Source organism: Streptomyces sp. NPDC044571 (assembly GCF_040647115.1).
In the GTDB taxonomy this organism is placed as follows: domain Bacteria; phylum Actinomycetota; class Actinomycetes; order Streptomycetales; family Streptomycetaceae; genus Streptomyces.
In genome coordinates, this window is record NZ_JBEZBN010000002.1 from 20,525 (window position 1) to 46,465 (window position 25,941).

Here is a 25,941-nt window from a genome sequence, read left to right on the forward strand (position 1 = left end):
GGCTCGACCGCATGGAGCATCAGGTGTTCGTTCCGGTACCGGCAGACGACCTCCGCGCCGTGCTGCGCGACCCCGCCCGGGTGGCCCGCTGCGTCCCCGGCCTCCAGCAGGACGCCGACGCCGCGTCCGGCGCCCTGGCGGGCCGGCTGAGACTGCGGGTCGGCGGGCACACCGTCACCTACCGCGGGGCGCTGAGCATCGCCGAACGGGAGCCCGATCACTTCGTGGTGGCCGGTGAGGGCACGGAGATCCGGGGCAGCGGGACGGTCAAGCTGTCGCTCGGGCTGCGCCTGGCGCCGGTGGACGGCGGGACCCGGCTGGAGTTCACCGCCGAGGCCGCGGCCGACGGGCGCGCCGCCGCCTTCGCACCGGAGGCCACCGCGACGGCCGCCCAGCGGCTGCTGGACCGGGCCGCGCAGCAGCTGGCGGTGGTGGCCACGGCGGCGGAGCCGGTGACGGACGTGATCGCGCAGGCCGAGGAGGCCGAGCAGGCCGAGCAGGCTTCGGGGCACGCGGATGCCTCGGATGCCGCGGAGGACGACACGGGCGAGGTCACGGCCTCCGTCTTCGACACGGAGGTCCCGCCCCCGTCCCTGGACCCGTCCGCACCACTGGACCCGGCCGCGGAGCGCTCCCTGGACCCCTTCCTGGAGGGCGATTTCGGAGAGCTCAGCGATTTCGGGGAGCTCGACGAGCTCGGTGGCTCCGCCCAGCCCCCCGCCGAGGCCGCCCACGCCCGCCGCACCATGATCGGCCGCAGCGCCGAGGAGGTCGACCACGCGCCCCCGCGCGGCCGCTACGCCCCGGTCCCCGCCCCGTCCGCGGGAACGGCCGGAGCGAGCCTGCGCTGGATCGCCCCGGCGGCCGCCCTCGCCCTGGCCTCGGCCGTCGTCTTCGGCCGCGCCCTGCGCCGCCGGCGCTGACCCGTCGGCAGGGCACCGCCTAGGCTCGGCTGCATGAGTACGCAACTGAGCGCCGGGGGCGCCGAGGTGACCGTCGACCAGGAGAACGGCTGCCGGATCAGCAGTCTGCGCATCGACGGGACGGAGCTGCTGCGCCAAGGCCCACGCTACGGGTGCTTTCCGATGGTCCCGTGGTGCGGCCGCACCGCGCACGGGCAGTTCCGCGACGGGGCCGCCGTCCACCAGCTGCCGATCAACCAGCCGCCGCACGCCATCCACGGCTTCGGCCGGGACGCGCCCTGGCGCCGGGCTCGGGCCGGCGCCACCGAGGCGGCGTTCACGTACGACCTCACCGAGCCCTGGCCGTACCCCGGCCGGGTCACCCAGCTCGTCGCGCTGGACGCGAACTCGCTCACCCTCACCCTGGGGGTGGAGACGTACGGCGACTCCTTCCCCGCCCAGGCGGGCTGGCACCCCTGGTTCCGCCGCAACCTCGGTGCGGGTACCGGCACGGGCGAGGACGTACGCGTGGACTTCGCCCCGGCCTGGCAGGAGGAGCGCGGCAGCGACCACCTGCCCACCGGACGCCGCATCGAGCCCCTTCCCGGCCCCTGGGACGACTGCTTCGGCATGCCGGACGGCGTCGACGTCACGCTCACCTGGCCCGGCGCGCTGGAGCTGAAGGTCACAAGCCGGGCCGAATGGGTGGTCGTCTACGACGAGCAGCCCGAGGCCGTCTGCGTCGAGCCGCAGTCCGGCCCGCCCAACGGCCTGAACACCCTCCCGCAGCTGGTCACCCCCGTGGACCCGCTGGAGATCTCCACGACCTGGACCTGGCGCCGGCTCTCCTAGAGCGCAATTAAGCTCGGAGCCATGACTGACGTACGCGATGCGCTTCTGCAGCAGATCAAGGACAAGGCCGTCGTGCACGGCAAGGTGACGCTCTCCTCCGGCAAGGAGGCCGACTACTACATCGACCTCCGCCGGATCACCCTCGACGGTGAGGCCGCCCCGCTGGTCGGGCAGGTCATGCTCGACCTCACCGCCGACCTCGACTACGACTGCGTCGGCGGCCTGACCCTGGGCGCCGACCCGGTCGCCACCTCGATGCTGCACGCGTCCGCCGCGCGCGGTGAGCGCCTGGACGCCTTCGTCGTGCGCAAGGCGCAGAAGGCCCACGGCATGCAGCGCCGTATCGAGGGCACCGACGTGAAGGGCAAGCGCTGCCTGGTGGTCGAGGACACCTCGACCACCGGCGGCTCCCCGCTGACCGCCGTCGAGGCCGTCCGCGAGGCCGGCGGCGAGGTCGTCGCCGTCGCCACGATCGTGGACCGCGGGGCCTCGGACGCCATCGCCGAGGCCGGTCTCCCCTACCTCACCGGCTACCGGCTGGGAGACCTCGGGCTGGCCTAGTCCGAGGGCCGCGTCCACGGGGCGAGACGCCGGGGCCGGGGGGCCCGGAACTCTCTGCGTACGCGCTGACCTGGTCTTTTCCCGTCTGTCTCGGCCGGGGGGAATGTTTCACGTGAAACGCTCCACCCGGTGCGGGTCGACTGTCCCGTCGAGTCTGGAAAGATAGGCGCGACGGCAACGTCGCCCCCAGGTCAGGGCCAGCAATCGCACACTCCCCGCACATCCAAGGAGCGGACAGATGCCCATCGCAACCCCCGAGGTCTACAACGAGATGCTGGACCGGGCGAAGGCAGGCAAGTTCGCCTACCCGGCGATCAACGTGACCTCGTCCCAGACCCTGCACGCTGCACTGCGCGGCTTCGCGGAGGCCGAGAGCGACGGCATCATCCAGATCTCCACCGGTGGTGCGGAGTTCCTGGGTGGCCAGTACAGCAAGGACATGGTCACCGGCGCGGTCGCCCTGGCCGAGTTCGCGCACGTCGTGGCGGCGAAGTACGACATCACCGTCGCCCTGCACACCGACCACTGCCCCAAGGACAAGCTGGACGGCTACGTCCGCCCGCTGCTCGACATCTCCGCCGAGCGCGTGGCCAAGGGTCAGAACCCCCTCTTCCAGTCGCACATGTGGGACGGCTCCGCCGAGACCCTCGCGGACAACCTGGCCATCGGCCAGGAGCTGCTCGCGAAGGCCGCCGCCGCGAAGATCATCCTTGAGGTCGAGATCACCCCGACCGGCGGTGAGGAGGACGGCGTCAGCCACGAGATCAACGACGAGCTCTACACCACCGTCGAGGACGCGATCCGCACCGCCGAGGCCCTGGGCCTGGGCGAGAAGGGCCGCTACCTGCTGGCCGCCTCGTTCGGCAACGTGCACGGCGTCTACAAGCCGGGCAACGTCGTCCTGCGTCCGGAGCTGCTGAAGGACCTCCAGGCGGGCGTCGCCGAGCGGTTCGGCAAGCCCTCCCCGTTCGACTTCGTCTTCCACGGCGGCTCCGGCTCCAGCGAGCAGGAGATCGCCACCGCGCTGGAGAACGGCGTCGTGAAGATGAACCTCGACACCGACACCCAGTACGCCTTCACCCGCCCGGTCGCGGACCACATGTTCCGCAACTACGACGGCGTGCTGAAGGTCGACGGCGAGGTCGGCAAGAAGTCCACCTACGACCCGCGCACCTGGGGCAAGCTGGCCGAGGCGAGCATGGCCCAGCGTGTGACCGAGGCCTGCGCGAACCTGCGCTCCACGGGCACGAAGCTCAAGTAGGACCCTGCAGGCTGCCGTAGGCCGAGCAGCGAAGGGCCCGGTACCCCGTCCTGAGGCGGCGCACCGGGCCCTTCGTCGTATCCGGACCGGCCCTCCGGGGTGTCCCCCGTTCCCCCCGGAGGCGGCCTCTGCTGTCCCGGAAGGCTAGCATACCCACGGGTATTTTTTTGGAAGGGCCGGATCATGCAGGACAGGGCGGTGCGCACCCGTCGGGCGATCCTGGAAGCCGCCGCGGCGGTGTTCGAGGAGCGGGGCTTCGACGCGGCCAAGCTGACGGACATCGCGCGGCTCGCCCGGGTCACCAAGGGCGCGCTCTACTTCCACTACGACTCCAAGGACGATCTGGCGCAGGCCGTGATCGACGCCCAGGTCGGCGTGGAGCCGGTGTTCCTGCCGCAGGAGTTCAAGGCGCAGGAGTTCGTGGACATCGGCATGATCTTCTCGCACCGCCTCCAGCACGACGTGCTGATGCGCGGCAGCGCCCGCCTGACCTTGGAGAACGGCCGGAACCGAGGTCTGGACCGGGCTGCGCCCTACCAGGGCTGGATCGACCTGCACACGCCGCTGCTGGTGGAGGCGAAGGCCCGCGGGGAACTGCTGCCGCACGTGGATCCGCGGGAGCCGGCGCGGACGGTGGTGGGCGCGTTCGCCGGCCTGAACGTCATGTCGCACACGCTGGGCCTGGACCTGGACCGGGAGGTGTCTGCGCTCTACACGAGCGTGATGCCGAGCCTGGTGGTCCCGGCCGTGGCCGTCCGCCTCGACACGGCACCCGCCCGCGGGGCCCGGGCGCTCCATCCCACGGGCCCCTGCACCTGCACCTGCTGAAACCGACTCGCGGGCCCCGGAAACCTACTCGTGGGCATCTTTTCGGGGGCGCGCTTCGGCCGGGACCCGGCTCAGTGGGCCGGCGCCAGGGCCCCCGCACGGGCCCGCCCCGCGGCTGCGGGGCGCCGGACCACCAAGCGCCCGGCCGCGGGCCCGACCGGGGCGACCGGGGCGAGTGGGGCGCCCGGGGCTACCGGTGCGAGCGGGGCGGCCGCAGGAGCCGGGGTTGCCGCGGCCCCCAGGCAGCGCGCCGCATGGGCCACCGAGGCCAGCGTCACGTGGCGGTGCCACCCGGGCAGGGACCGACCGGAGAAGTCACGCAGCCCCACCTCCTGGACGCTCGCCCCCGCCGCCGCGGACACCCGGTGCGCCGTCTTGGTCATCCGCACCAGCGCCCCCGGCTCCGTCCGCACCATGTCCGTGACCCACACCTGCGTCGGCAGCCGCCGAGCCGCCTCCCACTCGCCGAACAGCAGCACCTCGCGCCGCCGCCCCGGCGCCGGATCCGGCACCATCACCCGCACCGCGGCCACCAGCGACGTGCGCCGCCCGCCGGGCTGGTCCGGGTCGGCCCATTCCACCGGCATCCGCAACCCCCGCACGTTCTGCAGGACGTCCCGGGCCGCCAGCGTCCCCGCGCCGAAGCCCGGCAGCCGGGGGTCCGTCACCAGCAGCCGCGCCTCCGGGCTGATCCGCCCGACCACCGGCACCCGGGCCTCCGCGAAGCGGTTCAGCGTCGCCCGCGTCGCGATGTCGCGGATGTCCAGCACCACCGGCCGCGTCGGCATCCCCGACGCCCGCACCGTGTCCAGCACGCCGGTGACGGCGCAGCCCTCGTACGACTCCTCCTCGCCCAGGCCGAACAGCCGCCACCCCACCGGCGTGACCACCCCGGCCGAGGTGAACCACATCCCGAACGCCTGCTGGCCGCGGAACATCTGACCGCGGTGCGGATCGAAGCGGTGCCCGGCCCCCACGGAGTGCTCCCCGCCCTTGGGGATGGCCATCGGCTGCGCCACCCAGGCGTTGAGCGGGGCCGACTGCCCCAGGTACTGCGACAGCGCCGCCCGGATCGGCCGCCAGTCCCAGGTGGAGGCGGCGATGAAGTGGTGCAGGCTCTGCTCCAGGGCCGCGTCGCCCGGCCCGGTCTGCTGCGCGATGTTGCGGATCGACTTGCGGCCCTGTGCGGCGAGCAGCCCGCGGACGTACTGCCGCCCGCGTTCCCGCTGGTCCCGGCGCCGCAGGGAGGTGAACACCGCCGAGCACAGCTCCTCGGCCGCCTCGACGGCACCGATGGGACCGGCGCCGCCGGCGGCCCCGGCAGCGCGGTCCCGTCGCGGGCGGACGCTCCGGTGCGGGCTGGTGATGGTGGTGGCGTTCACGACTCCCCCTTCGTCGATGGCCCTCCTACCGTCCGCCCGCGGCCCCCTTCCGGGGGAGGTGCGCCGGGCACACGGCTGGGCCGACCGGTGGTGGGGCGACCACCACCCCCCGCCCACCGCAGCCGCCGGGGTGGTGGGACCACCACCTCGTCGGGCAACCGCCCGACGGGGGGAGGGGCCGGGCTACCGGCAGCTCGGGCTGCCTGCGGGCCGGGCTGCCCGCGGGCCGGGCTGCTTGCGGGCCCTGCTGCCTGCGGCCCGTCGCCCGGATGCCCCAGACTTGATCCATGTCCATTCACGAGAACCTGCTCGGGGGCCCCGCCCCCACCCACCTCCCCGACGAGCCCGGCCGCGAGGCCCTCGCCGCGGGCACGCCCGCCGTCGAGGTGGCCGCCGCGCACCCCACCTCCTCACTCGCCTGGGCGACCCTCGCCGACGAGGCGTTCGCAGCCGGCCGCACGATCGAGTCGTACGCGTACGCCCGCACCGGCTACCACCGCGGCCTCGACGCCCTGCGCCGCGCCGGCTGGAAGGGCCACGGCCCGGTGCCGTGGGAGCACGAGCCCAACCGCGGTTTCCTGCGCGCCCTGTACGCGCTGTCCCGCGCCGCCGAGGCCATCGGCGAGAAGGAGGAGTACGAGCGCTGCTCGACCTTCCTGCGCGATTCGTCCGCGACGGCGGCGGACGCCCTCGGCGCCTGAGCGGCCGCTCGAACGGCGCCTGAGCGGCCGCTCAACAGCGCCTGAGCCGGAATTCCGGCCGTACGGCCGGGGCCCGCACGGGTCCCGGCCTGCCCGGGAGCCTGCCCGCGTGGCCGAAAAGGCATGTGACCCCGGTCACCTCCCATTGGAGGCGGCCCGGGAACCGGTCCTATGATGCGGGCAGGGGACCGGGGCTCCACTCACCCATCGGAAGGAGCGGACCGCTACCCGGAAGCACGTGTCGAGGAGACAGCGATGTCGAACACCCTTGATGCCTCCGGAGCCGGTTCGGACACCCCGAACCTCGACTTCGACGGCACGACCCCGTACGAGGACTACGTCCAGGCGGACGTCCTCACCCACCTCCAGCACCTGCGCTCGGACGATCCGGGCGAAATGGTCTTCCTGGTGACGACCCAGGTCATGGAGCTGTGGTTCACGGTCATCGTCCACGAGTGGGAGACGGCCGCGAAGGCCCTCCGCGAGGACCGCGTCCCCGTTGCGATGGACGCGCTGAAACGATCCCTCCGCGAACTGGAAGCCCTCAACGCCTCCTGGCGCCCCCTGGCCCAGCTCACCCCCGCCCAGTTCAACTCCTACCGGTCCGCCCTCGGCGAGGGATCCGGATTCCAGTCGGCGATGTACCGCCGCATGGAGTTCCTGCTCGGCGACAAGTCGGCCTCCATGCTGGTCCCGCACCGCGGCGCCCCGCGCGTCCACGCGGAGCTGGAGAAGGCCCTGTACGAGCCGAGCCTGTACGACGAGGTCCTGCGCCTGCTGGCCCGGCGCGGCCTGCCGGTCCCGGCGTCGGTCCTGGACCGCGACCTCTCCCAGCGCTACGAGCCTTCGCCGGAGGTGGAGGCCGTGTGGACCGCTCTGTACGCGGACCCGGACGCGCAGCACGACCTGCACCGCCTCGGCGAGGTCCTCACGGACGTCGCGGAGCTCGTGTGGCGCTGGCGCAACGACCACCTGGTCGCCACGCGCCGGGCGATGGGCGCGAAGACGGGCACGGGCGGTTCGGCCGGGGTGACCTGGCTGGAGAAGCGCGCCACGAAGAACGTCTTCCCGGAGCTGTGGACGGCGCGCAGCCATGTCTGAGACCGCGATGACCACGATGAGCACGGTGACCGGGGCGGCCGGAGCGGCGGCCCGGACCGCCGCGATGACCGGCCTGGAGGCCCGGGCCTCCGAACTGGACGCCGCAGACGGCCTGGCCGGGCTCCGCGACCGCTTCACCCTCCCCGACGGGGTCGTCTACCTGGACGGCAACTCCCTCGGTGCCCTCCCGCAGGGCGTCGCGCAGCGCGTGGCCGAGGTCGTCGCCCACGAGTGGGGCGGCGAGCTCATCCGCTCCTGGAGCACCGGCACCTGGTGGACCGCCCCCGAGCGGATCGGCGACAAGATAGCCCCGCTGGTCGGCGCGGCCCCCGGCCAGGTGGTCGTCGGCGACTCGACCAGCGTCAACCTCTTCAAGGCCCTGGTCGGCGCCGCCCGCCTGGCCCGGCCCGGCCGGACGCAGCTGCTCGTCGATGCGTCCACCTTCCCGACGGACGGCTACATCGCCGCGTCCGCCGCCCGGATGACCGGCCTGACCGTCACGCCGGTCGACCCCTCGCAGGCCGCGGGGGCGATCGGCCCGGACACCGCCGTCGTCCTCCTCAACCACGTCGACTACCGCACCGGCCGCCTCCACGACCTCCCGGCCCTGACGGCTGCGGCGCACGCGGCGGGGGCCCTGATCGTCTGGGACCTGTGCCATTCCGGCGGTGCCCTGCCCGTCGGCCTGGACGCGCACGGCGTGGACCTCGCGGTCGGCTGTACGTACAAGTACCTCAACGGCGGACCCGGCTCACCGGCGTACCTCTACATCGCCGAACGCCACCAGGCCGCCTTCGACTCCCCCCTCCCGGGCTGGAACGGCCACGCGGACCCCTTCGCGATGACCTCGGACTACGCGCCGGCGCAGGGCGCCGTCCGCGGCCGGGTCGGCACCCCGGACATCCTGTCCATGCTGGCCCTGGAGGCGGCCCTCGACGCCTGGGACGGGGTGGCGGTGGAAGACGTACGGGCCAAGTCGCTGGCCCTGACGGACTTCTTCCTGGAGTGCGTGGCGGCGTACGTGCCGGCCGGCCGGGTCGAATCGGTCACGCCGGTGGAGCACGAGCGGCGCGGCAGCCAGGTCTCGCTGCGCACCGAGAACGCCCGCGAGGTGATGGACGAGCTGATCGCCCGTGGCGTGATCGGGGACTTCCGGGCCCCGGACGTCCTCCGCTTCGGCTTCACGCCGCTGTACGTCGGTTTTGCCGACGCGGAGCGGGCGGCCCGGACACTGGGTCACATTTTCGGGTGACGGCGGGGTGAAACGTCACCTCACAGGGGCGGGCGGGGCTGTGGCTCCCGTCCGCCTCCGCACTTTCCGGCCACAGGCGGGACCTCTCACGGAACGTCCTGTTCCAGCCTGGTACGGTCCCGCTCTGCCGGACCACCAGTCCCACGCGTTACCGAGAGGTTGAGCCGATGACGGACCCCGCAGTCGAACGGGACGCCGCTGAGGCCGCCTCGGCCTTCGCCCACCCGCCGGTCCCCCCGGACGCGACTGCGGCGTACGGGGAGCACCCGGACCAGGTGATCGACTTCTACGCGCCGCGGACGGAGCCGGCGACCGGATCCGCCCCGCTGGTCGCGGTCCTGCACGGCGGCGCATGGCGCGCCCCGTACGACCGGCAACACGTGACGCCGCTGGTGGACTTCCTGGCCCGCCGTGGTTTCGCGGTGGCCAATGTCGAGTACAGGCGCGGCCGTTCGGTACCGCAGCAGGGCACCGGGGGTCCGGTGGCCGGCCGGTGGCCGGAAACCTTCGACGACGTCGCCGCGGCGATGGACGCCCTCCCGAAGCTCGCCTCGGCGGCCCTCCCGCAGGCCGATGTGCGCCGTACGGTGCTCACCGGCCACTCGGCGGGCGGTCAGCTCGCGCTGTGGGCGGCCGCCCGGCACGTCCTCCCTGCGGACGCCCCGGCCGGCTGGAGGCTGCCTTCCCCGCCGCTGCTGCGCGGCGTGGTGGCGCTGGCCCCCATCTCGGACTTCGAGGTGGCGGAGGAGCTGGGTGTGTGCGGGGGTGCGTCGGCGCAGCTGCTGGGCGGGCAGGAGCACTGGGCGCAGCGGGCGCCGTACGCGGACCCGGCGGCCCTGCTGCCGACCGGCATCGCGACGGCGGTGGTGCACGGGCGGGAGGACATCGTGGTCCCGGCGAGGGTCGCGGAGTCGTACGTGGCCGCGGCGGCCAAGGCCGGGGAGACGGTGGGCCTGACCCTGCTCGACGGCGTCGGTCACTTCCCGCTGATCGACCCGGCGGCGGACGCCTGTGCGGTGGTGGCGGAGGAGATCTCGCAGCTGGCCTGGTAGAGCCCGGCGGCCCGGTAGAGGAGCAGGGCGTGTACGAAGCGGCCCTCGGCGGTGGGCGGACACCGCCAGGCCAGGGGCCAGGCGCCGTCCCGCGCCGGGACGGGGATGTAGGTGGTCCGCCGCGGCCCGGAGCTGAGCCGGGTGAACCCGGCGGGCCAGACGCGGTACGCGGCGCTCCCGACGGCCACGAGGAAGTACACGGGCCGCCGCCCGTTGGCCTGTACGACGATCGGCCCGGGGTCACCGCCAGTGAGCGTGACGAGGAGGTCGGCGAGATCCCGCCCCATGTCACCGTCCACACGTACGGCGTCAAATAGCACTCCTGCCTTGCGGAATCCGATGCCGGTGGCTGGAACCCAGCTGGGAGTGGGGGAGTTGAGCGTGTGCGGCCCGTGACTTTCTGTGTTCATGAGACGAGTCTGAGGGGCCGGGTCTAGCGTTTTCCATAGCCCGGACTTGAGCGTTCAGAACTCTGGGACGGGGCTGCTTTGTGGTTGAGACCGTTTGAGTTCGTTTGAGTTCGGGGGTGTTCGCATTGCCCAGGGCAGACGGCAACAAGGACAGGGGCAAGGAGGAGGACGTACGGCACGCGACGTCCCTCATCGCCGAGATCGCCCGCATCGTGCGGCTGGAGAAGGGCCTGACCCAGGAGGACCTGGGCGGCCTCATCCAGTACACCGGCTCGGCCGTCAGTGCCGTGGAGACCGGGGCGCAGCCGCCGAGCGACCAGATGCTGGAACGCCTGGAAGAGGGGGTCGGGGACGGGCGCGGGATCTTCGAAGTGGCGCGCAAGTACGTCCTGATGGAGAAGTACCCGGTGCGCTTCCGGAACTTCTCGAAGATGGAAGCTTCGGCTCACATGATCTCGTCGTATGCAACGCTGATCGTGGACGGACTCTTCCAGACCGAGGAGTACGCGCGTGCCCTGATCAAGGGCGGTTATCCGCCTGTCCCGGAGGCCAAGGCGGAGGAGCTGGTGGAGGCCCGGTTGGCCCGCAAGAAGCTCTTCGACCGCGACCCGACGGCGATGATCGAGCTGATCATCGAGGAAGGCGTCCTCACGCGCCCATTCGGTGACTGGGACGTCATGCGCGGCCAACTGCTCTCGCTGGTCAAGGACGGACAGCGCGACAACGTGACTGTGCAGGTCCTGCCCCGGGACCGCGGTCTGAAGGGCAGCTATGCGGGCGACCGCGGCCCGATGAAGCTGGTGGAGACCGAGGACCACGACCACGTCGTCTACCTGGAGATCGAGGACGAGGGCATCCTCGTGAGTAACCGTGCCAAGGTGTCCCGGCTCTTCCAGCGGTATGCGAAGATCCGCGCACAGGCACTGAGTCCCGATGAATCCCTTTGTCTCATCGAGCGGTTGGCGGGAGAGCGGAAATGAGCACCAGCACCCTGCGGTGGTTCAAGTCGAGCTACAGCGACAGCGGTGGCGGCGACTGCGTCGAGGTGGCCTACGACTGGCACAAGTCGAGCTACAGCAGCGACGCCGGGGGCGCCTGCGTCGAGGTGGCTTCGTGCCCGCACGCCGTGCACGTGCGGGACTCCAAGAACCTCGGCCCGGCCTTCGCGGTGGCCCCCACCGCCTGGGCCGACTTCGCCGCCTGGGCGGCGCGCTGACCCGTAGACGCGCACCCGGCATCAGGGAGGAACCCCCTTCCACCGGGGGAGGTGGGGAGGGGGTGGGCGGGGCGACAGCCTGTCGGTGGTGGCCGTTCGCTCCTTCCTTATCGACCGTGCTCGCTCCCGGCGCATCCGATCGCTGCGTGCACCCCGGGGCCGGCGTCTGCGGGCGGTGGTCAGGGAGTGGCGCAGGTCACATTTTGTGCTGTCACATTCCGCGGGGCTGTTCGGTCATGTGTGTGTAGCCATCGACAAGAGGAGCACACCATGGACGCCCGTTTGAACGTCTTCGGCAGCCCCACCGCCGGCAAGGTCCTGAAGCACTTCGTTTCGGCGGGCAAGGCGCTGGAGGGCTCGGCCTTGCCGCTCGCGACTCAGGAACTCGTGAAGATCCGCGCGAGTCAGATCAACGGCTGTGGCTTCTGTCTTGATATGCACACCAAGGACGCGGCCGCGGCCGGTGAGACCTCGGTGCGGCTGCACCTGGTGGCGGCGTGGCGGGAAGCCACGGTCTTCACCGACGCCGAGCGGGCGGCGTTGGAGCTGGCTGAGCAGGGGACCCGGCTCGGTGATGCGGCCGGTGGCGTGACCGATGAGGCGTGGGCGAACGCTGCCAAGTACTACGACGAGGAGCAGCTTGCCGCTCTGGTGTCGCTGATAGCCCTCATCAACGCCTTCAACCGGATGAACGTCATCATCCAGCAGCCCGCGGGCGACTACCAGCCCGGCCAGTTCGGCTGAGCAAGGGACCCGTCCCGTGGGCGTGCCGCGGGACGGGTGGTCCGGCCGTCAGGTGAGGTCGGTCGTGGCCGCGAGGCGGGCGGCGAACTTCGCGAGGCGCTCGCCCTGGTAGCGGGCGGCGGCCAGGGTCTCCTCGGTCACCTCGCCGCTGCTGCCCGGGTGCGAGGTGCCGTACGGGTTGCCGCCGGCGCTGAAGACGGCCGGGTTCGTGAAGCCGGGGGCGACGATGACCGAGCCCCAGTGGTGGAAGGTGTTGTAGAGGGCGAGCAGCGTGGACTCGTTGCCGCCGTGGGCGTTGTGCGCGCTGGTGAAGCCGGTGGCCGGCTTGTCGGCGAGGGCGCCCTGCTGCCAGAGGCCACCGGTGGTGTCGAGGAACTGCTTCAGCTGGCCCGCGATGTTGCCGTAGCGGGTCGGGGAGCCGATGGCGTAGGCGTTGGCCCAGGTGAGGTCGTCGAGCGTGGCCACCTCGATCTCCTTGGCGGCCTCGACGTGCTTGCGCCATGCGGGGTTGGAGTCGATGGCGGCGTCGGGGGCGAGCTCGGGCACCCGGCGCAGGCGGACCTCGGCCCCCGCCTTCTCGGCGCCCTCGGCGACCGCGCTCGCGAGGGCGTGGACGTTGCCGGTCGACGAGTAGTAGATGACTGCGACCTTGGCGCTCATGGGAGTCCTCCGTTAAGTGGATTGCTATCCGTTTGAATGAGAGTTAAGCGGATGAGAATCCGGTTTGCAAGGGGGTCCGGTAGCCTCTGTCCATGAGCCGCATCGAACTCCCCGTCGCGGGGCAGGCTCCGCCCGAGCGGGCGGACGCCGCGCGCAACCGGCGCAAGATCCTGGACGCGGCGGCGCAGCTGGTCGCCGAACAGGGGCCGGACGCCGTCAGCATGAACGCGGTCGCGCACGCCGCGGGGATGGGCGTCGGCACGGTCTACCGGCGGTTCGGCGATGTCAGCCGACTGCTCTACGCGCTGCTCGACGACGACGAGAAGCGGTTCCAGCAGGCCTTCCTGAGCGGGCCGCCGCCCTTGGGGCCCGAGGCGCCGCCGGAGGAGCGGCTGCGGGCGTTCCTGCACACGCAGGCCGAGCGGTTGGTCGAGCACCGCGCGGTGATGGCCGCGGCCGAAGCCGCGTCGCCGGGCGCCCGCTACGGCAGCGGCGCGTACCTGACCATGCACACGCACGTCACGATGCTGGTGCGGCAGACCCGTCCGCAGGCGGACGCGGCGGTCATGGCGCACCTGCTGCTGGCGCCGTTCGCGCCCAGTCTCTTCGAGCACCTCACGGTGAACCGCGGAGTGTCGACCGACCGCATCAAGAATGCGATCGACGCGCTGCTCGGCGGCTGACGGTACGCCGGAGGGGCGGCGCGCAGCCTGCGCACCGCCCCTCCGGGTGGTCCTGCTAGAGGAACGAGTTGATCTCGATCGTCTCGGTGCGGCCGGGGCCGACGCCGATCGCGGAGATCGGGGCGCCTGACATCTCCTCCAGGGCCTTCACGTACGCCTGGGCGTTCTTCGGGAGGTCCGAGAAGGTCTTGGCCTTGGTGATGTCCTCGGACCAGCCGGGGAGGTTCTCGTAGATCGGCTTCGCGTGGTGGAAGTCCGACTGCGAGTAGGGGAGCTCCTCGACGCGCTTGCCGTCGATCTCGTACGCGACGCAGACCGGGATCTCTTCCCAGCCGGTCAGCACGTCCAGCTTGGTGAGGAAGAAGTCCGTCAGGCCGTTCACGCGGGTGGCGTAGCGCGCGATCGGCGCGTCGAACCAGCCGCAGCGGCGGTCGCGGCCGGTGGTCACACCGCGCTCGCCGCCGATGCGGCGCAGGTCCTCGCCGTCCTGGTCGAACAGCTCGGTCGGGAACGGGCCCGCGCCGACGCGGGTCGTGTAGGCCTTGAGGATGCCGATGACGCGGCTGATCTTCGTCGGGCCGACGCCCGTACCGGTGCAGGCGCCGCCCGCGGTCGGGTTCGAGGAGGTGACGAAGGGGTACGTGCCGTGGTCGACGTCGAGCAGCGTGCCCTGGCCGCCCTCGAAGAGCACGACCTTGTCCTCGTCGAGCGCGTCGTTGAGGATCAGGGTGGTGTCGGCGACGTAAGGCTTGATCTGCTCCGCGTACTGGAGCATCTCCTCCACGATCGCGGCGGCGTCGATCGCTCGCCGGTTGTAGAGCTTGGCGAGGAGCTGGTTCTTGCCCTCCAGCGCCGCTTCGACCTTCTGCTGGAGGATCGACTCGTCGTAGAGGTCCTGGACGCGGATGCCGATGCGGTTGATCTTGTCGGCGTACGTCGGGCCGATGCCGCGGCCGGTCGTGCCGATCTTGCGCTTGCCGAGGAAGCGCTCGCCGACCTTGTCGAGGGTGACGTTGTACGGCGTGATCAAGTGGGCGTTTCCGCTGATCAGCAGCTTGGACGTGTCGATGCCGCGCTCGTTGAGCCCGCGCAGCTCGGAGAGGAGTACGGACGGGTCGACGACGACGCCGTTGCCGATGACCGGGGTGCATCCGGGGGAGAGGATGCCGGAAGGGAGGAGGTGGAGCGCGTACTTCTGGTCGCCTACGACGACCGTGTGGCCGGCGTTGTTGCCGCCCTGGTAGCGCACCACATAATCAACGGATCCACCGAGCAGGTCGGTGGCCTTTCCCTTGCCCTCGTCACCCCACTGAGCTCCGAGCAGCACAAGAGCGGGCACAGGCGTACACCTCTTCCGGATGGGGCATGTCCAAGGTCAGGGGGCGTACGACGATGTACACCGCAGGCTGAGCCGTCGGACCGGTACCCCGGAATAGACGAAGGCCCTGGCGCAATAGCGCAAGGGCCTCTTGCACAAAGATGCTACCCGAGGAAGGACCGAGGTGTCGGCTCCAGAGCCCACCATGAGCCATGCGGGCGCGCCGGTCGGCGGCCTGCTCGTGCTCGTCGACCCGGTCGCCCGCCGTCTTGACGGCGAGTCCGTGCGGATCGCGAAAGATGTCCTGTCGGCGGGGGCGGCGGCGAAAATCTGCCTCCCGGATTCGCCTGAGGAGTTTGCGCGGGCGCTTGCCCGCCGGGGCCATCGCAGGCCGGTGATCGTGGGCGACGACCGGGCGCTGGTGCGGGCCGTGGGGCTGCTGCACCGGGAGCGGGGGCTCGGCGAGGGGGCCGTTTCGCTGGTTCCGGTGGGGCACGCGGGGTCGCTGGGGCTGGCCGGTTCGCTGGGCGTCCCCCTGTCGGCGGTCTCCGCGGCCCGCTCGGTCCTGGACGGGTGCGTCCGGGCGTGCGACCTGCTGGTGGACGACAGCGACGGGGTGGTGCTGGGCGGGATCCGCATTCCGCCGACCGGATCCGGGCTGCGGGCTTCGGGGCGGCCGTCGGTGTGGAGCGCGTACCGCTCCCTGGTGCGGACGCTGGTGCCGGTCCCCGCCGTCGGCCACCGGCTGCGGGTGGAGGCGGACGGGGTGGTGCTCGCGGACGTGGACCGGCTGGTGGAGGGCGTCTCGCTGGTCCCGAGACCGGCGGGCGGCTCCGGGGAGGCGCTGGTGGAGGTGGTCGTGCGGGCGGGCGGCTCGGCGGTCAGGGCGCGGGCGGAGTCGGTGACGGTCTCGGGCGCGGACTTCCGCTACCGGGCGGACGCGGTGGTGGTGGGCCCGGTGCGCCGGCGCACGTGGACCCTGCGCCGGGCGGCGTGGAGCCTGACCCTGCCGCTGCCGCGCTGACGGGGCGGCCAGGGTCGCTTCGCGGGGGCTCAGGACAGGTCCAGCGTGGCGCGGTGGGCGCGCCAACGGTCCATCAGGCCCAGCAGTTCCTTCTGCATGAACTCGAAGAAGGCCGCCGTCTCCGCCACCCGCGCCCCGGCCGGGGTGTGGGCGCCGAGACCGGCCGTGCCCTCGCGCAGGGTCTACTCCCAGAGGCTGAGGACCTGGTCCCGCCGGGTGAAGGTCTCGTACCAGAGCTCGTCGTGCAGCACGTACCGGTCCCGCCGGGAACCGGGCTCGCGCTCCCGGCTGACCATGTTGACCTGCGCCAGGTACGACACGGCCCCCGACACCGCCGCCGGGCTGATCTGCAGCGCCTCGCCCAGCTCGGCCGAGGTCATAGCCCCGTCGTCGCTCGCCGGCAGCTGGGCGAAGACGCGCGCCGCCATCCGCTGCATGCCCGCCTCGGTCAGCTGCCCGGCGAGCTCGGTCCCAACGCGGCCGGCAAGTCCACCACCATCCGCGTCCTGCTCGGCCTGCTGCGCGCCGACACCGGGACCGCTCTGCTCCTCGGCGGCGACCCCTGGGCCGACGCCGTACGGCTGCACCGCCGCGTCGCCTACGTCCCCGGCGACGTCACCCTGTGGCGCAACCTCTCCGGCGGCGAGGTCATCGACCTCTACGGGCGCCTGCGCGGCGGCCTCGACCGCGCGCGCCGCGCCGAGCTGATCGAGCGGTTCGACCTCGACCCGACCAAGAAGGGGCGCACGTACTCCAAGGGCAACCGTCAGAAGGTCGCCTTGGTCGCCGCGTTCGCCTCCGACGCCGAACTGCTCATCCTCGACGAACCCACCTCCGGCCTGGACCCGCTGATGGAGGAGGTCTTCCGTCGCTGCGTGGGCGAGGCCCGCGCCGCCGGGCGCACGGTGCTGCTCAGCTCGCACCTCCTCAGCGAGGTCGAGGCCCTCTGCGACCGGGTCAGCATCGTCCGCAAGGGCCGCACGGTGGAGACCGGCACCCTGGCCGAGCTCCGGCACCTGACGCGTACGACGATCAGCGCCGAGCTCGCCGGCCCGCCGAACGGCCTCGCGCAGCTGCCGGGCGTGTACGACCTCCGGGTGCAGGGGCGGAAGGTGCGGCTCCAGGCCGACACGGACACGCTGGACGCCGTACTGCGCTCGCTCGCCGGCTCCGGCGTGCGCGCGCTGACCTCGGCTCCGCCCTCGCTGGAGGAGCTCTTCCTGTGGCACTACGCGGACGACGGCCACGGCGGCGGGAGCCATGGCGGCGACGGCGGCACGCAGAGCGAGGCAGGCGCATCGCGATGAGGGACCAACTCGCCGGCACCGGGACGCTGCTGCGCCTCGCCCTGCGCCGGGACCGCGTCATGCTGCCGGTCTGGATCACGGTCGTGGCGCTGACGGTGCTCAGTCTGCCCGCCGCACTGGAATCGACGTACGGGACGACCGCCGAACGGGCCACGCTCCTCGCCGCGATGAGCACCAACGGCTCGCTCCGCGCCCTGTACGGGCCGGTGTTCGGGGACTCGATCGGTGCGCTGACCGCATGGCGGGGCGGGGTCTTCGCCGGGCTGCTGGCCGGGATCACGAGCCTGGTCGTCGTGGTCCGGCACACCCGCGAGGAAGAGGAGACGGGCCGTCAGGAATTGGTCGGCGCGGGAGCGGTGGGGCGGCGTGCCCCGCGCCCGCCGCGCTGCTCGCGGCGCTGGCCGCCAACGGTGGGGCCGCCCTGCTGGTGGCGGCCGGACTCGCCGGGCGGGGCGCGGTCGATGCGGCGGCCCTCGGACTCGGCATCGGCGCCACCGGCCTGCTGTTCGCCGCGGCCGTGGCGGTGCAGGTGGCGGCCGCGTACGCGCTGGCCGGCCGCCGCGACCTGGGCATGAGCTTCCTGCCGGGCGGAAGCCCTGGCCTGGGCGCCGCCGGTGACCCTGACCCTCCTGGCGGCAGTCCTCCTGGCGGCCGGCCTGACCGCCCTCCGCCGCCGCGACCTGATCGCCCAGACGTAGGGAGCACCCCGGGCGGCGGGGGCCGCGCCGGCGACGCCCTGACCCGCCTGGATCTAGAACTCCACCAGGAGTTCCCGCAGGCCCCGGATCACGTAGCCGTCCTGCCACTGCGGCTCCCGGACGAGTCGCAGGGGCGGGACCCAGGCTGCGAGGAGCGCCCCGAACGAGGCCGTCAGCTCGCGCCGGGCCAGTGGCGCCCCCAGGCAGTAGTGGATCCCGGCCCCGAAGCTGAGGTGGGGGTTGTCCGCCCGTACGAGGTCCAGTCGGTCGGGGTCCTCAAAGCGTGCGGGATCGCGGTTCGCGGAGCCGAAGAGCAGCGCGACCTCGGCTCCGCGGGGGATGGCCGTGTCCCCGATCTCGATGTCGTCGAGGACCCAGCGCTCGAACATCTGGAGGGGTGTGTCGAAGCGCATGAGTTCATCCACAGCTGTGGACAAGTTTTCGGGACGGGCGCGGAGGCCGTCCAACTGCTCCGGGTGGCGGAACAGCGCCCACCAGCCGTTGACGGTCGTGTTCACGGTGGCTTCGTGTCCGGCGTTCAGCAGCAGCACGCAGGTGGAGATCATTTCCTGCTCGCTGAGCCTGCCCTCCTCGTCGTGCGCGGCGATCAGCGCGGAGATCAGATCCTCGCCGGGCTCCTTGCGGCGTTCCGCGATCAGCTCCCGCAGGTAGGCGCTGAACTCCACGCTCGCCCGGACCGCCCGCCGTGCCGTCTCCCCGTCGGGCCGCAGCTCGAACATCCCGCAGATGGCCGCCGACCACGGCCGCAGCAGCCCCCGGTCCGCCTCCGGCACACCCAGCAGCTCCGCGATCACCGCCACCGGAAGCGGCTCCGCCACGGCGCTGAGCAGGTCCCCGCCGCCGTCCGCGAGGAGCCGGCCCACCAGCTCCCCGGCGAGGCGCTCCACGGCGGGCGCGAGCCGCTCCACCGTGCGCGGGGTGAACGCCTTCGACACCAGCCGCCGCACCCGCCCGTGCGCCGGGTCCTCCAGGTCCAGCAGGCCGTTCCCGTTGAGCACATGGAACGGCTCGTGTTCCACCGGCGGCGCCTGCCGCCCGAACTCCTCGTGCGAGAAGCGGTGCAAGTAGGTCCGCCCGAGCCGCCGGTCCCGAAGCAGTGCACTCACGTCCGCGTAGTGCGGCACCAGCCACTGGCCGGTGGCCTCGGACCAGATGGCCCGGCCCTGCTCCCGCAACTCCCGGTAGGCGGGGTAGGGGTCGGCGACGAACGCGGCATCCCACGGATCAAAGCCCATGCCCGCACTCTAGGCCGCCCGGTCCCCCCTTCCCCTTACGCCGGGGTCACCAGCCGGGTCTCGTAGGCGAAGACCGCCGCCTGTGTGCGGTCCCGCAGGCCCAGTTTCACCAGGATGCGGCTGACATGCGTCTTGATCGTCGACTCCGCGACGATGAGCCGGACCGCTATCTCCGCATTGGACAGCCCCTGCGCGATCAGCACCAGCACCTCCGTCTCCCGCTCGGTCAACTCCGATATCCCTGCCGGGTCCGCGAGCCTCGGTGCGGCCGACAGCTTCGAGAACTCCAGGATCAGCCGCTTGGTCACCGTCGGGGCCAGCAGCGCCTCGCCGGAGGCCACCACCCGGACTCCTTCGGCCAGTTGGCGGGCCGAGGCGTCCTTGAGGAGGAAGCCGGACGCCCCCGCCCGCAACGCCTGGTACACGTACTCGTCGAGGTCGAAGGTCGTCAGGACCAGCACCTTCGTGTCCGCCGCCCCGGGAAGCGCAGCCGCGGCGACGATCTCCCGCGTCGCCTCCAGGCCGTTCATCACGGGCATCCGGATGTCCATCAGCACCACGTCCGGCCGGAGCGCCGCCACCCGGGCGACGGCCTCGCGGCCGTCCACCGCCTCCCCCACCACCTCGATGCCGTCCATCGCGTTCAGCAGGACGGAGAACCCCTCGCGGACCATCATCTGATCGTCGACGATCAACACCCTGATCGTCATGCCGGCTCCCGCACGCTCTCCGTCGCCGCGTCCTGCCGGCCCCGCACCGGTATGAACACCGCCACCTCGTACCCGCCGGCCGCCGTCGCCCCGGCCGTCATCTCCCCTTCCAGCATGGCCACCCGCTCGCGCATCCCAGTGATCCCGTGCCCCGCGCCCTGCGAGGGGCGCACATCCCCGGTCGCCGCCTCATTGAAGACCCGTATCCCCAGGCCGCCCAGGACGTAGGAGACCTCCACCCCAGCCGCGGCCCCCGGCGCATGGCGCAGGGTGTTGCTCAGGGCCTCCTGGATGATCCGGTACGCCGACAGCTCCACGCCCTGCGGCAGCTCCCGCACCGCGCCCGTCACCGTCTTCTCCACGCGCAGACCGGCCTCCCGCACATTGGCCAGCAGCCCGTCCAAGGAGGCCAGCGTCGGCTGCGGGGCGTCCGGGGCCTCGTAGTCCGCGGACCGCACCACGCCCAGCACCCGGCGCAGCTCCGTCAGGGCCGCCACCGCGTTCTCCCTGATGGTGGCGAACGCGGCCTCCAGCTCGGCGGGCGGATTCTTCACCCGGTAAGGCGCGGCCTCCGCCTGGATCGCCACCACCGACATGTGGTGGGCCACCACATCGTGCAGCTCCCGGGCGATCGTCGTCCGCTCCTCCAGCAAGGTGCGGCGATCCCGCTCGACGGCGGTCACCTCCTGCTGGGCGCTGACTTCCCGTGCGGCCTCCTTACGGGTGTTGCGGACCGTGACCACCAGCAGGGCCAACGTCAGGAAGAAGGCCATCGGCGCGACATCGGCGGACTGGCTGCGCCCCACCACGATGGGCACGAGGAACCCGAACGCCAGCGTGATCAGCCACATCCACGCAGCCGTGCGGGGACGTGTCCGCAGGGCCACGATGGTCACCACGGCGAGACAGGAGACGAAGGCGCCCGGCGACCACGGCCAGGTGAAGGCATGGGGGGCGGCCAGCGCATGCACCAGCGTGGCCGTCAGCGCCGACCAGAACGCCCCCACGGGGCGCACCAGGGTCATCAGAACCGGGACGGCCGCGATCAGCCCGAGCATCAGGGCGGCGGGCGGCCACACATACTCGTCGGAGGTCGCCGAGGTCGGTACCACGATCATCGCGATCGCGCAGACGACCGCATGCGGCAGGTACGCCGCGCGCGGCCGTATCCGCTTGGGGAGCCGCCGCGTCAGCGGCCCGTCCGTCCGGATCGGCGGCAGCGGCCGGTAGGCGAACGCGTCCGTGATCAGATCCTGGCGCAGGCTCTCGAACAGGCCCGAAGCGAGCCGGAACTCGGGTGTGCGGGGGGTCGCCCCGGGGGTCTCGGTCATATCCACACCGTAGGCCGCCGCCTCCCTCGTCCGCGTCGCCGCTGAAGGGGATTCCGCGGCCTCCCTCTCAGGTACTACCCGCGGGCCTCAGTACCCCGCCGGGCGGACCAGACCCGTCTCGTACGCGAACACCGCGGCCTGTGTGCGGTCCCGCAGGCCCAGCTTCACCAGGATCCGGCCCACATGGGTCTTCACCGTCTGCTCGGCCACGACCAGGTGCCCGGCGATCTCCGCATTGGACAGGCCCTGCGCGATCAGCGACAGCACCTCCGTCTCCCGCTCGGTCAGTTCGCCCAGCCGCGCCTTCGACGGCGCCCGAGGCGCGCCCATCCGGGAGAACTCGGTGATCAGCCGCTTGGTGATGTTCGGCGACAGCAGCGCCTCCCCGGCGGCCACCACCCGGACCGCTTCCGCGAGCTGGTCCGCCGAAGCATCCTTGAGCAGGAACCCGGAGGCCCCGGCGCGCAGCGCCTCGTACACGTACTCGTCGAGGTCGAACGTCGTCAGCACCAGCACCTTGACGGTGGCGCCGGGTTCGCCGGTGATGACGGAGGTGGCCTCGATACCGCCCATCCCGGGCATGCGGATGTCCATCAGGACCACGTCCGGGCACAGTTCACCGGCTCGCACCACCGCGTCGGCGCCATCCACGGCGTGGCCGACGACCTCGATGTCGGGCTGGGCATTGAGGAGGACGGTGAAACCCTGCCGGACCATCATCTGGTCGTCGGCGATCATCACCCTGATCGGGTCGGCCGGAGTGCTCATGCGTCCTCTTCGGTCTTGGTCTTCGGCTGGGGATCCATCGGGAGTACGGCGCTCACCTCGTACCCGCCGCCAGGGCACGGGCCGGCGGCCAACTCGCCCCCCAGCATGCCCGCCCGCTCGCGCATCCCCAGCAGCCCGTGCCCCGCTCCGGGCGAGGGCGGGGCGGGCCGGGTCGGGGCGGTGTTGGCGATGCACAGGTGCAGCTCACGCGGCCCGTACGCGATCCCGACCTCCACCCGGGAACCGGGCGCGTGACGCAGGCAGTTGCTCAGCGCCTCCTGGACGATCCGGTACGCGGTGAGCTCGACGCCCGGGGCGAGCGGCCGCCGGATGCCCGCGATCTCGGTGGTGACGTCGAGCCCGGCGCTGCGGACGTTGTCCACGAGGCCGTCGAGCTCGGCGAGGGTGGGCTGCGGATGGTGGGGATGGGCGGGATCCCCGGGGTCCTCGGAGCGCAGTACGCCCAGCACCCGGCGCAGTTCGGTGAGGGCTTCCAGGGCGTTCTCCCGGATGCCGGCCAGATTCTCCTTGAGCTCCTCGGACGGGTTCTCCACCAGGTGCGGGGCGACCTGCGACTGGATGGAGATCACCGACATGTGGTGGGCGACGACGTCGTGCAGCTCGCGGGCGATCCGGCTGCGCTCCTCCAGCAGGGTGCGCTGGGCCCGCTCCTCCTCGGTGAGCGTCTCCTGCTCGACGAGCTTCGTGCGGGCCAGCCGGGTGGCGCGCAGTGCATAGCCGAGGAGGCCGGCGAAGCCGAAGAGCAGGGCGGCCGCCGGGGTACTGGTCGATGAGCCGTCCGGATGCCACAGGACATCGGCCGTGCCGCTGAGGACGATGGAAATGCCCACGACGGCGACGGTCACCCTGGGCGGCACGCGCAGGGCGACCAGCAGCAGCACCGTCGAGAAGGGGAAGAGGCTGCCCGGCATCCAGGGCCATATCTGGCCCTGGCCCATGTGGTCGTAGATCTGCCAGGCGGCCAGCCCCGCCGCTGCCAGGGAGAGCCACCAGGCGGCGATCGGACGGAACAGCGCGAGCAGGACGGCCGCACCGGTCAGGACCGAGGCCGTGGCCGTGTCACCGGTGACCCCGTAGACCTCCGAGAGCTGGAAGACCGTGAGCACCCCGAAGAACAGCGCGAGGTACCCCACCACCACGTGCGGCAGCCAGGCCAGCCACCGCGGCCGGGACATCCGCGGCAGCGGGTCCCGCCGAATGGTCAACAGCTCCCGGGCCAGGGGGCGTCGGGCGGCCCCGGCTGCGGGCACGGCGGGGTGTGCGCTCTCCTCGGTCACGGTCACGTCGTCCACCCTAGGCATGGCGGACCGCCAGGTCGGAGGCCGCCCGGGGGCGGGGGAAGGTGCCGGTCGCCGCGTCCGGCCGGGACGGCGTCATCCGCTCCGGGCGCCGACGCGCCTGCTCGTACGTACGGAACGCGGCCCAGCACACCGCCAGTGCGGCGGCGAAGAGCGGCAGCCACAGCAGCCGGGTGGCTATCCACTGGGGGGAATCGGGCACGGTGTGCAGGCCCGGCAGGTCGGCGGGAGCCAGCAGGCCGACAGCGGTGACGGCCATCATCGCGGTCTGGTGCCACAGGAAGATCGTCATCGCGGACAGGTTCACCAGCGCCACCGTGGCCCAGGCACGGGGCCGGCGCATCGCCGCGGCCAGCGGCTCGCGCAGCAGCAGGGCCAGCCCGCACTGGGCGAGGCCGAACATCCCGGCCGCCAGCGTCGGCGGGTTCAGGTTCGACACCGCGGCGCCGGGGACACCCACCATCGACGCCGGATACCCGCCCCACACCACCAGGGCGGCGGTGGCGGCCACTCCTCCGCCCAGCAGGACCGCGGCCGGGGTGCGCCGGGCGAAGGCCCCGCGCGACCAGGCGGCACCGAGGGTGAAGGGGACGAGCCAGCCTGCGGCCACATTGATCCAGCCGATCCACTCGGGCGCCCCGAGCCCGAACCGCCCCAGGTCCACGGCGGCCACCACGGCCAGGGGCCACACGGGGTGGAGCCGGGCCACGAGCGGGGTCGCGGCGGTGAGCGCGGTGAACACGAGGAGGAACCACAAGGGGGACAGGACGAGCTTGAGCAGCGTCTGCACGGTGCCCAGTTCCGCCCCGCCGAGCAGCATGCCGCCCGCCGCGACGGCCCACAGGGCGAGCACGGCCGCGACCGGCCGGAACAGCCGCGAGAGCCGCTGCCCCACCCACAGCCCGTACGACACGCCGCGCTCCCGGGCCGAGGCGTGGCCGCGGGCGGCGACATGACCCCCCACCAGGAAGAACACGGACAGCGTCTGGAACACCCAGGACACCGGTGCCAACCAGGGCATGTGCGCCAGCGGACTGGTGGTGCTCAGACCGCCGTTGGCCGTGGTCAGGGCGGTGACCAGCCAGTGGCCGAGCACCACCCCGAGGATGGCGAAGGCGCGCAGGGCGTCCACCGTGCGGTCACGGCCGGCCGGAGTGGCGGTGTCCACCCGGTCCGCGAGGACGGACCAGCGGGCGCGGAGCTTACGCACGGGGGACCTCCCGGAGGGCAGTGGTGGCGGTGCCGGTGCGGGGGGCCGTGGCGGCGGTTCCGAGAACGATGCGGGCCAGGCTGTCGAGGGACGGACTGCCCGGCTTCAGGTAGTCGCTGTGGCCGCCGGGGCCGGCGGCGAACGCCCGCGCCCCGAAGGCCGGGTCGACCGGGTCGGTGCCGAAGCCGATCCCGCCGAGCCGCACATGGGGCACGTGGCCGATCCAGTCCGCGCCGCCCCGCCCGGCCCAGACCCGGGCCCCGGTCGGCAGGGCGGCGGCGGACCCGGAGCCCGTACCCGGACTGCCGAACAGGGCCATGTCGGTGACCTTCGGGCCGGTCCGGGTCCGGGCGCAGACCACCGATCCGTAGGAGTGGCACAGCAGGGAGAGTCGCGCGTCCGGCGCGGTGCGCTGCTGCAACCGGGACAGGAACGGGCCCAGTTCACCGGCGGCCCGGTCCGCGCGGTCGGCGCTCAGGACCGTCGTGCTGACCGTGCCGGGGGTGTCGTACCCGAGCCAGGCGACCACGGCGGAGCGCGGATGCTCGGCCTGGAGGCGCTGCTGCAGGGCGAGGGCCCCGGCACGGAACCTCTGGTAGGTGTCCAGTGTCGTATCGGAACCGGGCACCAGGACGCTGATCCGGTCGGCGGTGTCCACATCTCCGAACACCTCGACCGCCCGGCCCCGGCCGCGGCCGTCGAAGGCGAGGAACCGGGCCGTCCCGCCGGCCTCCATGGCCCGGAGCTTCGCGGCACGCCCCGTACGGCCCGCGTCCTGCGCCATGCGGGCGGCCTGCGCGAGATTGGCCAGATGGGCGGCGTACACGGACGGGGCGGGAGCCCACTCGGCGACGGCCGCGGGCACGGGGGCCGGGACGTCGGGGGAGGCGGCGGCGGTGACCGGGACCACGACGGCCGCGGCGACGAGGCCGGCCAGCAGGGTGCGGCGAAGACGGCCGCGGGCGCGTCGGGGACCGCGGGGGCGGCGGGCTGCGTCCTGTACCTCTACCTCGCCGAAACCTTCGGGGCGGCTCATCGCGGTCTCTCTTCCTTCACTCGGTCCAGAGGAGTTGGCGCTCGTCGCGCTGTCTCCGGTCTCGAAGTTAGGAATTGAGGGGCCTCGTCGGCGTCCTGCTGCGGAGCCGCCTTTCGACATGGCTCTCAGGTATGACAGGGCATACCTGAGAGGCAGCCGCCAGGCGGGGAGTTCATACCGGGAAGGGGTTCCCCGGACTGTCGACGAGGTCGCCGTCGGCGAGGATGCGCAGGAGGTGACGGATCTCTCGTCGGAGAACGCCTCATCGCCGTGCACGGCGATGAAGTGCGCGCGGCCGACTTCGCCGCCGACGGTCACCCTCCCGGCCCGGCCACCCTCCCCACCCGGCCGCACACCCC

The 25,941-nt window shown here is 72.5% G+C and carries 26 protein-coding genes and 2 pseudogenes; 16 read left to right on the forward strand and 12 right to left on the reverse strand.

What is annotated here, in order from left to right:
- The first annotated feature begins 11 nt into the window (after nt 1-11).
- From AB0B01_RS01235 to AB0B01_RS01255, 5 genes are all read left to right on the forward strand, one after another.
- On the forward strand, nt 12-923 hold the full coding sequence (locus AB0B01_RS01235) for an SRPBCC domain-containing protein (protein WP_361711781.1): 912 nt from the start codon (nt 12-14) through the stop codon (nt 921-923).
- Nucleotides 924-956: 33 nt separating this feature from the next.
- Nucleotides 957-1,754: an aldose 1-epimerase gene (locus AB0B01_RS01240; protein ID WP_361711783.1), complete on the forward strand. Its 798-nt coding sequence runs from the start codon at nt 957-959 to the stop codon at nt 1,752-1,754.
- A 21-nt stretch (nt 1,755-1,775) separates the two neighbouring features.
- A complete protein-coding gene (gene pyrE / locus AB0B01_RS01245; protein WP_361711784.1) occupies nt 1,776-2,315 on the forward strand; it encodes an orotate phosphoribosyltransferase in 540 nt (179 codons plus the stop codon).
- A gap of 238 nt (nt 2,316-2,553) precedes the next feature.
- Nucleotides 2,554-3,576 (forward strand): class II fructose-bisphosphate aldolase, encoded by a 1,023-nt coding sequence (fbaA, locus tag AB0B01_RS01250; RefSeq protein WP_361711786.1) that lies wholly within the window; start codon nt 2,554-2,556, stop codon nt 3,574-3,576.
- 183 nt (nt 3,577-3,759) lie between these two features.
- On the forward strand, nt 3,760-4,404 hold the full coding sequence (locus tag AB0B01_RS01255) for a ScbR family autoregulator-binding transcription factor (RefSeq protein WP_361711788.1): 645 nt from the start codon (nt 3,760-3,762) through the stop codon (nt 4,402-4,404).
- A gap of 71 nt (nt 4,405-4,475) precedes the next feature.
- Here AB0B01_RS01255 and AB0B01_RS01260 read toward each other — a convergent pair whose 3' ends face one another.
- Entirely contained in the window at nt 4,476-5,786 is a 1,311-nt protein-coding gene (locus AB0B01_RS01260; RefSeq protein WP_361711790.1) for a transposase, read from the reverse strand.
- 287 nt (nt 5,787-6,073) lie between these two features.
- Between AB0B01_RS01260 and AB0B01_RS01265 the strand changes: the two genes are divergently transcribed.
- The 4 genes from AB0B01_RS01265 (at nt 6,074) to AB0B01_RS01280 (ending at nt 9,892) form a co-directional block, all read left to right on the forward strand.
- Entirely contained in the window at nt 6,074-6,487 is a 414-nt protein-coding gene (locus AB0B01_RS01265) for a DUF3151 domain-containing protein (protein ID WP_361711792.1), read from the forward strand.
- A gap of 255 nt (nt 6,488-6,742) precedes the next feature.
- A complete protein-coding gene (locus AB0B01_RS01270; RefSeq protein WP_361711793.1) occupies nt 6,743-7,588 on the forward strand; it encodes a tryptophan 2,3-dioxygenase family protein in 846 nt (281 codons plus the stop codon).
- Nucleotides 7,589-7,652: 64 nt separating this feature from the next.
- Nucleotides 7,653-8,840 carry a kynureninase gene (gene kynU / locus AB0B01_RS01275; protein WP_361712050.1) on the forward strand — a complete coding sequence of 396 codons (1,188 nt, stop codon included), beginning with the start codon at nt 7,653-7,655 and terminating at the stop codon, nt 8,838-8,840.
- Between the two features lie 167 nt (nt 8,841-9,007).
- Nucleotides 9,008-9,892, forward strand: a complete 885-nt coding sequence (locus AB0B01_RS01280) for an alpha/beta hydrolase (RefSeq protein WP_361711795.1) — start codon at nt 9,008-9,010, stop codon at nt 9,890-9,892.
- Here AB0B01_RS01280 and AB0B01_RS01285 read toward each other — a convergent pair.
- On the reverse strand, nt 9,817-10,302 hold the full coding sequence (locus AB0B01_RS01285; protein ID WP_361711797.1) for a hypothetical protein: 486 nt from the start codon (nt 10,300-10,302) through the stop codon (nt 9,817-9,819). The genes AB0B01_RS01280 and AB0B01_RS01285 overlap by 76 nt on opposite strands.
- A gap of 125 nt (nt 10,303-10,427) precedes the next feature.
- Between AB0B01_RS01285 and AB0B01_RS01290 the strand changes: the two genes are divergently transcribed.
- The 3 genes from AB0B01_RS01290 to AB0B01_RS01300 all read left to right on the forward strand — a co-directional run bounded on the left by AB0B01_RS01290 (nt 10,428) and on the right by AB0B01_RS01300 (nt 12,262).
- Nucleotides 10,428-11,282 carry a helix-turn-helix transcriptional regulator gene (locus AB0B01_RS01290; RefSeq protein ID WP_361711799.1) on the forward strand — a complete coding sequence of 285 codons (855 nt, stop codon included), beginning with the start codon at nt 10,428-10,430 and terminating at the stop codon, nt 11,280-11,282.
- Nucleotides 11,279-11,518 (forward strand): DUF397 domain-containing protein, encoded by a 240-nt coding sequence (locus AB0B01_RS01295; RefSeq protein WP_361711801.1) that lies wholly within the window; start codon nt 11,279-11,281, stop codon nt 11,516-11,518. Before AB0B01_RS01290 ends, AB0B01_RS01295 begins: the two co-directional genes overlap by 4 nt.
- Before the next feature lie 270 nt (nt 11,519-11,788).
- Nucleotides 11,789-12,262: a carboxymuconolactone decarboxylase family protein gene (locus tag AB0B01_RS01300; protein WP_361711803.1), complete on the forward strand. Its 474-nt coding sequence runs from the start codon at nt 11,789-11,791 to the stop codon at nt 12,260-12,262.
- Nucleotides 12,263-12,310: 48 nt separating this feature from the next.
- On the opposite strand, the gene wrbA is transcribed toward AB0B01_RS01300, so the two are convergent.
- Nucleotides 12,311-12,922, reverse strand: a complete 612-nt coding sequence (wrbA, locus tag AB0B01_RS01305; RefSeq protein ID WP_361711805.1) for an NAD(P)H:quinone oxidoreductase — start codon at nt 12,920-12,922, stop codon at nt 12,311-12,313.
- Between the two features lie 92 nt (nt 12,923-13,014).
- Here wrbA and AB0B01_RS01310 point away from each other — a divergent pair, with 92 nt between their 5' ends.
- Nucleotides 13,015-13,605, forward strand: coding sequence for a TetR/AcrR family transcriptional regulator (locus AB0B01_RS01310; protein WP_361711807.1), 591 nt, complete (start codon nt 13,015-13,017; stop codon nt 13,603-13,605).
- A 55-nt stretch (nt 13,606-13,660) separates the two neighbouring features.
- On the opposite strand, the gene AB0B01_RS01315 is transcribed toward AB0B01_RS01310, so the two are convergent.
- Nucleotides 13,661-14,944 carry an adenylosuccinate synthase gene (locus tag AB0B01_RS01315; protein ID WP_361711809.1) on the reverse strand — a complete coding sequence of 428 codons (1,284 nt, stop codon included), beginning with the start codon at nt 14,942-14,944 and terminating at the stop codon, nt 13,661-13,663.
- Between the two features lie 184 nt (nt 14,945-15,128).
- Between AB0B01_RS01315 and AB0B01_RS01320 the strand changes: the two genes are divergently transcribed.
- Entirely contained in the window at nt 15,129-15,947 is an 819-nt protein-coding gene (locus AB0B01_RS01320) for a diacylglycerol kinase (RefSeq protein WP_361712051.1), read from the forward strand.
- A gap of 29 nt (nt 15,948-15,976) precedes the next feature.
- Here AB0B01_RS01320 and AB0B01_RS01325 read toward each other — a convergent pair.
- Nucleotides 15,977-16,399: pseudogene (locus tag AB0B01_RS01325) on the reverse strand (MarR family transcriptional regulator).
- Between AB0B01_RS01325 and AB0B01_RS01330 the strand changes: the two are divergent.
- The gene (locus AB0B01_RS01330) at nt 16,352-17,254 is read left to right on the forward strand and encodes an ABC transporter ATP-binding protein (protein WP_361712052.1); all 903 of its coding nucleotides are present in this window, start codon (nt 16,352-16,354) and stop codon (nt 17,252-17,254) included. The pseudogene AB0B01_RS01325 and the gene AB0B01_RS01330 overlap by 48 nt on opposite strands.
- Nucleotides 17,251-17,786: pseudogene (locus AB0B01_RS01335) on the forward strand (ABC transporter permease); the annotation flags it as partial. The gene AB0B01_RS01330 and the pseudogene AB0B01_RS01335, both read left to right, overlap by 4 nt.
- Before the next feature lie 219 nt (nt 17,787-18,005).
- On the opposite strand, the gene AB0B01_RS01340 reads toward AB0B01_RS01335, so the two are convergent.
- The 7 genes from AB0B01_RS01340 to AB0B01_RS01370 all read right to left on the reverse strand — a co-directional run bounded on the left by AB0B01_RS01340 (nt 18,006) and on the right by AB0B01_RS01370 (nt 25,582).
- Nucleotides 18,006-19,208, reverse strand: coding sequence for a cytochrome P450 (locus tag AB0B01_RS01340; RefSeq protein ID WP_361711811.1), 1,203 nt, complete (start codon nt 19,206-19,208; stop codon nt 18,006-18,008).
- Nucleotides 19,209-19,243: 35 nt separating this feature from the next.
- A complete protein-coding gene (locus AB0B01_RS01345) occupies nt 19,244-19,918 on the reverse strand; it encodes a response regulator transcription factor (RefSeq protein WP_361711813.1) in 675 nt (224 codons plus the stop codon).
- A complete protein-coding gene (locus AB0B01_RS01350; protein ID WP_361711815.1) occupies nt 19,915-21,249 on the reverse strand; it encodes a histidine kinase in 1,335 nt (444 codons plus the stop codon). Before AB0B01_RS01350 ends, AB0B01_RS01345 begins: the two co-directional genes overlap by 4 nt.
- An 87-nt stretch (nt 21,250-21,336) precedes the next feature.
- Entirely contained in the window at nt 21,337-22,017 is a 681-nt protein-coding gene (locus AB0B01_RS01355; RefSeq protein WP_361711817.1) for a response regulator transcription factor, read from the reverse strand.
- Nucleotides 22,014-23,321, reverse strand: a complete 1,308-nt coding sequence (locus tag AB0B01_RS01360; RefSeq protein ID WP_361711819.1) for a sensor histidine kinase — start codon at nt 23,319-23,321, stop codon at nt 22,014-22,016. Before AB0B01_RS01360 ends, AB0B01_RS01355 begins: the two co-directional genes overlap by 4 nt.
- A 10-nt stretch (nt 23,322-23,331) precedes the next feature.
- A complete protein-coding gene (locus tag AB0B01_RS01365) occupies nt 23,332-24,546 on the reverse strand; it encodes an acyltransferase (protein WP_361711821.1) in 1,215 nt (404 codons plus the stop codon).
- Nucleotides 24,539-25,582 (reverse strand): alpha/beta hydrolase, encoded by a 1,044-nt coding sequence (locus AB0B01_RS01370; protein WP_361711823.1) that lies wholly within the window; start codon nt 25,580-25,582, stop codon nt 24,539-24,541. The genes AB0B01_RS01365 and AB0B01_RS01370 overlap by 8 nt, the downstream gene beginning before the upstream one ends.
- Between the last annotated feature and the right edge of the window lie 359 nt (nt 25,583-25,941).

Excerpts from the sequence above, each read along its gene's own strand:
- AB0B01_RS01235 (WP_361711781.1), top strand. The coding sequence starts at position 12 with ATGGAGCATCAGGTGTTCGTTCCGGTACCGGCAGACGACCTCCGCGCC.
- AB0B01_RS01240 (WP_361711783.1), top strand. The coding sequence starts at position 957 with ATGAGTACGCAACTGAGCGCCGGGGGCGCCGAGGTGACCGTCGACCAG.
- pyrE (WP_361711784.1), top strand. The coding sequence starts at position 1,776 with ATGACTGACGTACGCGATGCGCTTCTGCAGCAGATCAAGGACAAGGCC.
- fbaA (WP_361711786.1), top strand. The coding sequence starts at position 2,554 with ATGCCCATCGCAACCCCCGAGGTCTACAACGAGATGCTGGACCGGGCG.
- AB0B01_RS01255 (WP_361711788.1), top strand. The coding sequence starts at position 3,760 with ATGCAGGACAGGGCGGTGCGCACCCGTCGGGCGATCCTGGAAGCCGCC.
- AB0B01_RS01265 (WP_361711792.1), top strand. The coding sequence starts at position 6,074 with ATGTCCATTCACGAGAACCTGCTCGGGGGCCCCGCCCCCACCCACCTC.
- AB0B01_RS01270 (WP_361711793.1), top strand. The coding sequence starts at position 6,743 with ATGTCGAACACCCTTGATGCCTCCGGAGCCGGTTCGGACACCCCGAAC.
- kynU (WP_361712050.1), top strand. The coding sequence starts at position 7,653 with ATGACCGGCCTGGAGGCCCGGGCCTCCGAACTGGACGCCGCAGACGGC.
- AB0B01_RS01280 (WP_361711795.1), top strand. The coding sequence starts at position 9,008 with ATGACGGACCCCGCAGTCGAACGGGACGCCGCTGAGGCCGCCTCGGCC.
- AB0B01_RS01285 (WP_361711797.1), bottom strand. The coding sequence starts at position 10,302 with ATGAACACAGAAAGTCACGGGCCGCACACGCTCAACTCCCCCACTCCC.
- AB0B01_RS01295 (WP_361711801.1), top strand. The coding sequence starts at position 11,279 with ATGAGCACCAGCACCCTGCGGTGGTTCAAGTCGAGCTACAGCGACAGC.
- AB0B01_RS01300 (WP_361711803.1), top strand. The coding sequence starts at position 11,789 with ATGGACGCCCGTTTGAACGTCTTCGGCAGCCCCACCGCCGGCAAGGTC.
- wrbA (WP_361711805.1), bottom strand. The coding sequence starts at position 12,922 with ATGAGCGCCAAGGTCGCAGTCATCTACTACTCGTCGACCGGCAACGTC.
- AB0B01_RS01310 (WP_361711807.1), top strand. The coding sequence starts at position 13,015 with ATGAGCCGCATCGAACTCCCCGTCGCGGGGCAGGCTCCGCCCGAGCGG.
- AB0B01_RS01320 (WP_361712051.1), top strand. The coding sequence starts at position 15,129 with ATGAGCCATGCGGGCGCGCCGGTCGGCGGCCTGCTCGTGCTCGTCGAC.
- AB0B01_RS01340 (WP_361711811.1), bottom strand. The coding sequence starts at position 19,208 with ATGGGCTTTGATCCGTGGGATGCCGCGTTCGTCGCCGACCCCTACCCC.
- AB0B01_RS01345 (WP_361711813.1), bottom strand. The coding sequence starts at position 19,918 with ATGACGATCAGGGTGTTGATCGTCGACGATCAGATGATGGTCCGCGAG.
- AB0B01_RS01350 (WP_361711815.1), bottom strand. The coding sequence starts at position 21,249 with ATGACCGAGACCCCCGGGGCGACCCCCCGCACACCCGAGTTCCGGCTC.
- AB0B01_RS01355 (WP_361711817.1), bottom strand. The coding sequence starts at position 22,017 with ATGAGCACTCCGGCCGACCCGATCAGGGTGATGATCGCCGACGACCAG.
- AB0B01_RS01370 (WP_361711823.1), bottom strand. The coding sequence starts at position 25,582 with ATGAGCCGCCCCGAAGGTTTCGGCGAGGTAGAGGTACAGGACGCAGCC.